3 protein-coding genes and 2 pseudogenes are annotated in these 8,264 nt (G+C 60.6%); 2 read left to right on the top strand and 3 right to left on the bottom strand.

All coding sequences use genetic code 11. The features are described from left to right. Positions 1-345 precede the first annotated feature (345 nt). The 3 genes and pseudogenes from IVA92_RS01530 to IVA92_RS01540 form a co-directional block, all read right to left on the bottom strand. Positions 346-1,950: pseudogene (locus IVA92_RS01530) on the bottom strand (hypothetical protein). Further along, a pseudogene (locus IVA92_RS01535) lies at positions 1,928-2,955 on the bottom strand (recombinase family protein); the annotation flags it as partial. The pseudogenes IVA92_RS01535 and IVA92_RS01530, both read right to left, overlap by 23 nt. Beyond that, complete coding sequence (locus IVA92_RS01540) at positions 2,942-3,121, bottom strand: hypothetical protein (RefSeq protein ID WP_247275822.1); 180 nt, start codon at positions 3,119-3,121, stop codon at positions 2,942-2,944. The gene IVA92_RS01540 and the pseudogene IVA92_RS01535, both read right to left, overlap by 14 nt. A 918-nt stretch (positions 3,122-4,039) precedes the next feature. Here IVA92_RS01540 and IVA92_RS01545 point away from each other — a divergent pair. After that, positions 4,040-7,150 (top strand): Ulp1 family isopeptidase, encoded by a 3,111-nt coding sequence (locus tag IVA92_RS01545; protein ID WP_247275825.1) that lies wholly within the window; start codon positions 4,040-4,042, stop codon positions 7,148-7,150. A 388-nt stretch (positions 7,151-7,538) separates the two neighbouring features. Continuing rightward, positions 7,539-8,264: IS21 family transposase (gene istA, locus IVA92_RS01550; protein ID WP_247275823.1), on the top strand; the 726-nt coding region annotated here is incomplete at its 3' end.

Below are 8,264 nucleotides of genomic sequence, written 5' to 3' on the forward strand. Positions count from 1 at the left end.
TCAGGCCGGTCCGAAGTGATTTCGCCGTTTGATGCGCCAATCTGAGGGAGATAAGGTGTCTCCGGCCAATTCGGTCGAAGACACCAAATCAGGAGAGATGTCGAGCGAATTGAGCCACAGCAGCCATGCGCTCTGATCCTGGCGCTAAGCTCTGCGCCGCTGCCGCCGACCTTAAGGACGGATGTGTTGACCGACGCGATGTGGCCCGTCCTGAACCAGCTTAATGCCAGATGCGATCTCGACAAGCTTGTGTGCGGCGGCTTCGGAGCCGAGATAGCTTGATCGCGGTAATCTCATCAGGCTCGGACTGACTCGCTGCCGCCAAGTATCGTGGAATCGTCGCCGCTAAGAAGGCGGTTTGAGCGCCTGCGATCGGACACCTGCTTGCCAGAGGATGATCAGGATTGATGTCAGCAAATCCCTCCGCCAGGCGATTAGGCGGCGGAGGTTGTGGCCGACGGCGGTGAGGATGACGTTGCTGGCGTCGCTCTCACGCCCCTTGGGATGGCAGCGGCCGAGGTGGCCGTCGCTCTTCATGTGGCCAATGATGGGCTCGATGGCTGAATGGCGGCGGAGCTCGCGCTCGATGACGCCCAAGACGCCCCGTTTCTGCCCGGAGATGAAGGCGCGGCGCGGTATATCGGTGTTGCGGCCGCATGGCCCTTGTCGACATAAGCGCGCTCGACCGCGCAGCCGGTTAGCGTTTCCGTCGCCTCGATGATGGTGCCGAGCGAGTGTCCGTCATAGCGATTGCCGGGCAGTGCGCGAGCGTGCAGCACGAACTGGCCCCGGCGCGCGGCCGTTGGTGGTGGCGACAGAGGCCTTGATGCCGGGCTCGTAAGGCGCTGCCGCCTTGCCTTTGCGGATGTACTCGACCTCGGGCGCATGGAAGGAATAGAGCTTCCTGCGCTGCCGCTGCTGTTGCGATCCGCGGGCGACCGGGTCCAAGCTGAAGCAGATTTCCTGCGGTCGGGCCAGAGCCGCATCGGACATATGTGGTCAGCTGCCAGCCGCTGATGCGGCGGCGTCGGTGCACTATAAGATTTACGGAGGCGACCGCCATCGCGCTATCAGCTTGAACGACGGCTGCAAGAAGTTCACGAACAGGCGCACTGAGCGATAGAGTTCTGCGAGCAACGCAGCCGCCTCAAGTCCATCAACCGCCGATAGCCGACTATGCGTCGGACCGCGGCTCCGTTCTTCTGTTCGACAAACGTCTGGTCGTTCTTGCGGTAGGTCGGCAACGCGTGAACTCGATGTTCGTCTGCTCACATGCCCTGCAGCGAGAGCGGCAGCTGTCGGCGAACTCTGTCATCACGGTGCACAGGAGCGTTTGCTCGCGCACCAGCAACGGCGCACGCTCCTCCAACAGGTCGCAATATCGTGAGCACCAGCGTCTGTATAAAACTGGCGCGCGCCGAGGGGCCCACTGTGAGCGACTAGATCGGCTTCGATAAGCCCGGCCCCGGATCCTTCCAGCCGGCGGACGTCCGTACCGGGATTCCGTCGCAATGCGCTCGCCACCGGGCGGCGCCGCTGGCGTCCACCTTCCTCTCGAATCTTGCTCAGCGCCCCATCGATCATCGACGCGCTCCCCGCCAGCAGCTTCGCACGGATTTCAGGCGCCAGGCCCATGTGACCGTTCCGTTCCATCGACTCGATCAGGAGCGGCAGCAGCGCTTTCAGCCTCTTGCCGCAGATCCGGCCGCATGCCTCACAGAGCACTACCAGCGCATTTCGTTCAGCTCCCTCGTAAATCCGGCGACGGGTGCGCCGAACCGAGGATTGCCTCATCTCGCCTCGGAGCAGGCGCATCGCATGCTTTCAATGCAAGCCCGTCACAAGCACAAGCTGGTCCAGAATTCGCGCCCTCTCCGCGCGGCTCGCCTCTCTGTAGCGCTGTCCCACAGCGACGTGTAGTTTACCGTAAGCGACGGCCGCAACGGCCACAGACGATAAGCCCGACGAGAAGGGCTCGGCCGCCACGACCGGACTTGGCGCCGTCTGGGCAGCGATAGGCGTTGCGGCGAGTTGCTTCTGGTTGCGTTCAAACTCCGTCCAGTCAATGTACCCCTCGTGGTGTCCTCTCAGGAAAATCTCGCAGTCTCCTACAGCCGGCGATAGTGGCCATAGGTCTTGCGGGCGCGGCCATCGACGATCTCGGCGCGATGCTCGCTCTTACCGCAGGCGTACGCGCCTGCGTAGAACGGGTTCTTCAAGATCGAGATGACGTTGCGATAGCGGATCGGCACCCACTCAAAGGACGTCATCTTCTTGCCGTCCGAGGGATGCGGAAAATGGACGCCCTCGGCCTTAAGTGAGAGGTGCGCCTGCCGAGCGCTTCCGAGCTGGCGAAATCGGCTGAAGATCAGCCGTGTCGCTTCCTGGACCCTTCGCGTCTGGATCGAGACCCAAGCCGATCTCCCGATGCCAGATGTAGCCGATGGGCACTGAAATCCGTAGTTCGCCCCGCCGGGCCTTCGAACGGGCGGCGTCGAGCATGCGCGCGCAGGACGCCGAGTTCGAACTCGCTGATGCTGCCCTTCATGCCGAGAAGAAGTCGGTCATTGGGCCGCCAGGGATTATAGACGCCGTCGAGATCGATGACCCGGGCCTTTACGAGCCCGCAGAGCTCGAGCAGGTGGTGCCAGTCCCGACCATTCCTGGTCAGGCGAGAGGGTCGAAACAGAAGACGGCTCCCACGCCGCCGGCGCACAGCCATGCGACAAGCTTCTCAAACCCCAGCCTGGCCAGTGCGCCGCTCGCCGAGCGGCCAAGGTCGTCATCGATGACCTCGACATCCCGAAACCCACGTCGTCGGGCCTCATCAACAAGCTCGTACTGGCGCCGCTGGCTCTCGAGGTTGACCCGCACTTGGACCTGGGTGGACTGGCGGATGTAGTGGACGGCCTTTCTCTTCAGGAGCGCCGGGGGAAGGATCTCACCGTCCATCATCGGCTCCCTCCTCGACTCCGGCCGCTTCCATCAGCAGGCGAGCCAAGCGCAAGAACACGGCGCTTCGCTCCGGAACGCTGAGCCCGTTCATCTGCATAGCCTCCGGCGCTATGGTCAGTTGGCGTGGTAACCTTACCTCGGTGACCGGCAGTAATGCGTTCTTCATTGCTTGCCTCCGCGATGACATCTTGGTCATCTGAGGACCCTCGCCTGAGTCTATATTCCAACAAAAGCCGGCCGAGATCACACAGAGCGGGGACAGAGACTTGGGGCTCACCGACGGTCAGCGCCGCGCACGCGGCGGGATCCAGCATCCACGCCGCGACGACTATGCCGGCGCCATGCTCCCTCAACGAGGACGACATAAGCTGCCAACACGTTTTTGGTATTCATCGGCGGCGGCGCCTCGCTCAATTAAGGTCGCTTGAAAGCGGGGGTAGATCACCAAGCTGCGAGGATTTGCCGCATCCTGAAACGGGTATGAAAGCCAGCCAGGCTCGACGCGACAGCGATGGGGCTTGAAGTCTACGTAGCGTCAGGTTGTACACACTGAATCATACACGGCCATCTCTGAAGCTTCATGATCCCTCGGAGAGGCTCGTTTGGTTGTAGGAAATGTGAGGACTTGAACTGAAGAACTGATGAGGAAGCAGAGCTTGCAGTGCAAGTATCGAAACCCGGACGCCTTCCAACAGCAATGGGGCGGCCCAATTTCGATCGCGATGTGCCTGACGCCATCTTGCCCTGAAGGAGGGCGGCAACAGGTGGGTTTTTGGATCGTGCGAGTATTTGGGTTTCGGTTTTCCTGGATTGTTTTGAGGTTTGGCTAGCGGTCACCTGTTGCCCAGGAAGCCCGGGCGCTCTTCTGCAGCAGCCAAGGCTGGGCAGGTGTGAGTAATGCACGACCTCGGAGCGGCGCTAACGGTCCCTTTTTGTTTAATTTGGCCAATCTTGACGATCCGGCTTTTTGAATCCGGAGTCCCTGTGGTCAGCGCACCGGAGTGTGGCTGCGGGGCAGCTATGAAGAGTCATCTGATCTAGGGAGAGCCGTGTGGAACCCGTCTATAACAATCCGGACGATTGGATGCGCTGGTACGCCGAGCTGCAGCGGCAACAGACCGACGTTGACCCTGCAGATCAAGCTGGCTTCGAGCAGCAATTGGGCGAGCTGCAACTCCGCTCTCCTGAGGAGAGTTCCGAGGTTAGTTCCCCCGACAGTCCAGCCGCACGGTCGCATGAAAACATCCAGCGTACGGACGTTGGTGGTTCGATGCGAATGCGGCCAAGGTCCAACCTTCGGGACAATTCGTTCAGCAGCACGCGTCACAGTGTCGATGTTCCGCACGCTCATCATGGTTCGGCTGCAAATAATTACCGGTCTGACTTGCGGGACAGGCCATTCAGCAGCATGCGTTACGCAGCGCCCTCGGAGGAACAACCTACGGCGCGGACGAAGGACAACAAGCCGCGTGGACTGTTCTCTCGGGTCAAATCAGGATTAAGCAAAGTCTTTGGAGGAAATCACCGTGAGAAGTGGTCCGGCGACCCAGCGTCTGATGACGTCTACTCGGAGCTTCGCATCGACTTTGCAAAGCGCAGTCGCCCGTCCGAAGCAGACCTGGAGCTGATTGAAGAGTTCAAGACGACATTGGGCAGCGCGAACCGTAAGACGAAGACCATCGAGAATTATGTGATGGCTCTTCGAATGTTCAGCGAATTCCTCCAACCCAAAGGCGTCACTCTGAACGACCTGCTTGGCAATGCTGATCTGCTGACAGCCTATAAAGATGAATTTAAGAAGGTGGCGAGCGCCAATAGCAGGAACTATGTGGGTGGAGCCTTGGATACACTCCAGAATTTCCAGGCTGGAAATCCCATATCCGCTCCAGCTGGGGTGGGTACGCGAGAGCAGCCGATGCACCCCCAAGACGAGCGGATGATCCGCCAGTTCGTGGAAAACGTCAAAGACTACAGAGTTACTCCCGATGGTACTAGAGGCCGCGGGACTGGTAAGGTCCCGCTTGCTACGATCAAGGGCAATGTGCAGGCGCTCAACGCGTTTGCTCGTTGGCTCCGAGCGCAGAACAAGGAGCCCCTGGCTCCTCGGGCATTCAACGAGCCAATGTCGCTCGCCGACGACATCGAGCAGTACTTCGTAGCTGGCGGCGATGATCGTGACCGCTTCAGCGCGGCTTTGTCTCATCTCCGCAGGATCGGCGCTGACGGGCTCCAAGCTGTCGGTGCCGGGCCCCGCCTGATGGGGCGCGAAACATTGTCGGCTCATCCGGGGGACGTCTCCATCATCAATGACTTTTTGACGGACGCACTATCCAAGCTTGGCTCCGACGCGACTCGCAAGGAGAAAGGCGGCGCTTCGGCGATGGTTTCCAAGCTACGCTCCTTTAGTGATTGGCTTCAAAGAGAGGGCAGGCCGAGCATCATGGACCGTATCAAGGGCAATGCTGAGCAGCAGTCGTCATTGAGCGCAGATCTTGCGGCGTTCAGCATAGCCACAAAGCGGACAGCCCCACTCGATCTCCTTCGACAATACCTGGGTCTGGAGCCCCAACAAGGACTTCGTGCTTATGACGATGACGCCAGCCTGATCGAGAGGCTGGCCAAGGAAGAGCTGAGGAACCTCGACCCAGCTTCCGAACCGAGAAGAAAAACAATTCGTAATACTGCTTCTGCCCAACGCAAGTTCAGTGATTGGCTCCGCACACAGGGTAGGGAGAGCATCGCGAGCCGAATCAACGGCAATAGTGAGCAGCGACGCTCGCTGGACGTAGACCACCAGGCTTTCACGGAAGCCAAAGGAAAACTTGGCCTGAGTCTCAAGAAACTCAGGCAGTATCTGCAACTCGTTGAGGCAAACCGAGCGCTGGGTGTGACCGTCCCTCAGCAGAGGGCTAGCTCGAACTCAACCTCAACCTGGGTGCGAGATTTGCCGACTCCGCCGTCCGAAAGTGAGTGGCCGCCGCTGCTAGGTCCGTTTGGGCAGGCCGGCTTGCAGGAACCGGCTAGGTCGAGCTCGACCTGGTCCCCGCGCGTGCCGTCCGACTTTGATCCAAGTGAGTGGCCGGCGCCGCAAGGCCCGGTTGGACCGGGCGGTTGGCAGGACCCGGCCGGGTCGAGCTTTACCTGGTCTCCACGGGTGCCGTCCGACTTCGAGTGGCCAACTCCGGAGGGCGCGCCAGCTCGGTCCTCAGACATCTACCGCGATCTAACTTCTTTCGCTGATCTGCCGTCCACACCCCAGGAAATGCGTGACGATGCGCAGTCAAGGCCCGTGCTCAGCCCCGCCGGCAGACCGCCGTTCTTCATCGGTCCATCAGGCACGCCGCAAGAGCTCGAGGATATCGGATATCTCGTCGGCGAGGATTGGCGGCATGGCTCACAGGCGGTGCCGGAGTTCCTGCTCGATGTACTGGACAATAAAATGCTGTTGCCGAGTTCGCAAATGGCTCCCCAGCCGGTCTCTATCAACGGTGAGACCTACTCCATCGCATTGGGGCCGCGAGGACGCCGCGATGCCCAACTGATCCATCACCCTGGCCCATCCTCAGTTCCTGATCCCCGGATCGGCGCTTCAAGGGCGAGTGTCTCTGCCGGCGACCGCAGCGGACGGGTGCTCGGAGCCGACGAATGGCTGGGTGATGCGCATATCCAGCGGGACTACGAGCTGCTGTCGCAGGAGTTGCAGCAAAACAATCCAAACCTCGCCGCCCGGACCCGGTTCGTCGATCCTCTGATCGCCTTTCAGGTGGGCCATGGTACGGACGGCGACGCCCTGAACGCATTCCATCGCATTGTCAACGATCGGAATGGCAACGATACGGCCGACTTCCTGTTCCTGCCGGTGAGTGATGCGAGTGCTACGGACGTCCTTCGCCGCGGCTCCCATTGGTCGTTGCTGCTGGTAGATCGCCGCGATCGCGACAGGCCGGTTGCCTATCATTACGACTCCTTCAAGCCATACAATTCCGGACCTGCAGCAATGCTCGCATCGCGGGTGGGAGCCCATTTGCAAGATGCCAACATGCGCAGGCAGAGCAACGGCCATGATTGCGGAGTCTTTGTGGTCGACGGTACCCGGGCGCTGGTCAGACGGCTCGCGGGAAGACGACGGGCAGACCTGAGCCTCCTCTACCTCGTCGTCGATCGGCAGGCACTGCAAAACCGGCTAAGTGGGTGATGTCGGCTTCAACTGAATAGCGCGTGCAGCTGGTTGAAGTGTATCCATCCGAGATAAGTTGCAGACAGTGGATTGCGCGTTCGCGGGATCGTGAGCACGGATTTCAGCGCATCGTGAGCAACGATTTCAGAGGATCGTGAGCAGCGATTTCAGGCATCGTGAGCAACGTTTGGCGGTGCCGGACGCTTCAACCGAAAACTCAACCGGGCTACGGATTCCGCATTCAACCAATGAGGAAGCCTGATGCCTACCGAGAGATTGTCGATGCGCCGGATGTCATTCGGCCTGCAATATTGCCCCCCTAAGCCGGGGGATCGGCGTCCAAAATTGACCCCCTACAGTTAGGTCTGTTGCGCTGCCTGCTTTGGAACGAAGCAGGTGGTGGGGGATGCTGATCGTGGAGACGATTGCCCGGATACGGCGCGAGCACTTCATCAAAGGCAAGACGATCAAGGAGATCGCCCGTGACCTGAAGGTGTCGCGGAACACGGTTCGGAAGGTGCTGAGGTCGGGAGAGACCTCCTTCGAGTATGAGCGGCAGGTGCAGCCGCGGCCAAAGCTGGGGCGATGGGCAGTAGAGCTTGACGGATTGCTGGCGGCGAACGCGGCTAAATCGGCTCGTGAACAGCTGACGTTGATCCGGATCTTCGAAGAGCTGCGCAGCCGCGGCTACGACGGCGGTTACGATGCGGTGCGGCGTTACGCCAGGCGGTGGAGCAAAGAACGCGGGCAATCGACCGCAGCCGCTTATGTCCCGCTGAGCTTTGCCCCAGGCGAAGCCTACCAGTTCGACTGGAGCCACGAGGTGGTCCTGCTGAGCGGCACCACGGTGATGGTGAAGGCCGCCCGTGTCCGGCTCTGTCACAGCCGCATGCTGTTCGTGCGGGCCTATCCGCGGGAGACGCAGGAGATGGTGTTCGACGCCCACGACCGGGCGTTCGCCCTGTTCAAAGGCACCTGCACCCGCGGCATCTACGACAACATGAAGACCGCGGTGGAGACGATCTTTGTCGGCAAAGGCCGTCTCTACAATCGCCGCTTCCTGCAGATGTGCAGCCACTATCTGGTCGATCCGGTCGCCTGTACGCCAGCGTCGGGCTGGGAGAAGGGGCAG

Source organism: Bradyrhizobium sp. 154, from assembly GCF_023073875.1.
Lineage (GTDB): Bacteria > Pseudomonadota > Alphaproteobacteria > Rhizobiales > Xanthobacteraceae > Bradyrhizobium.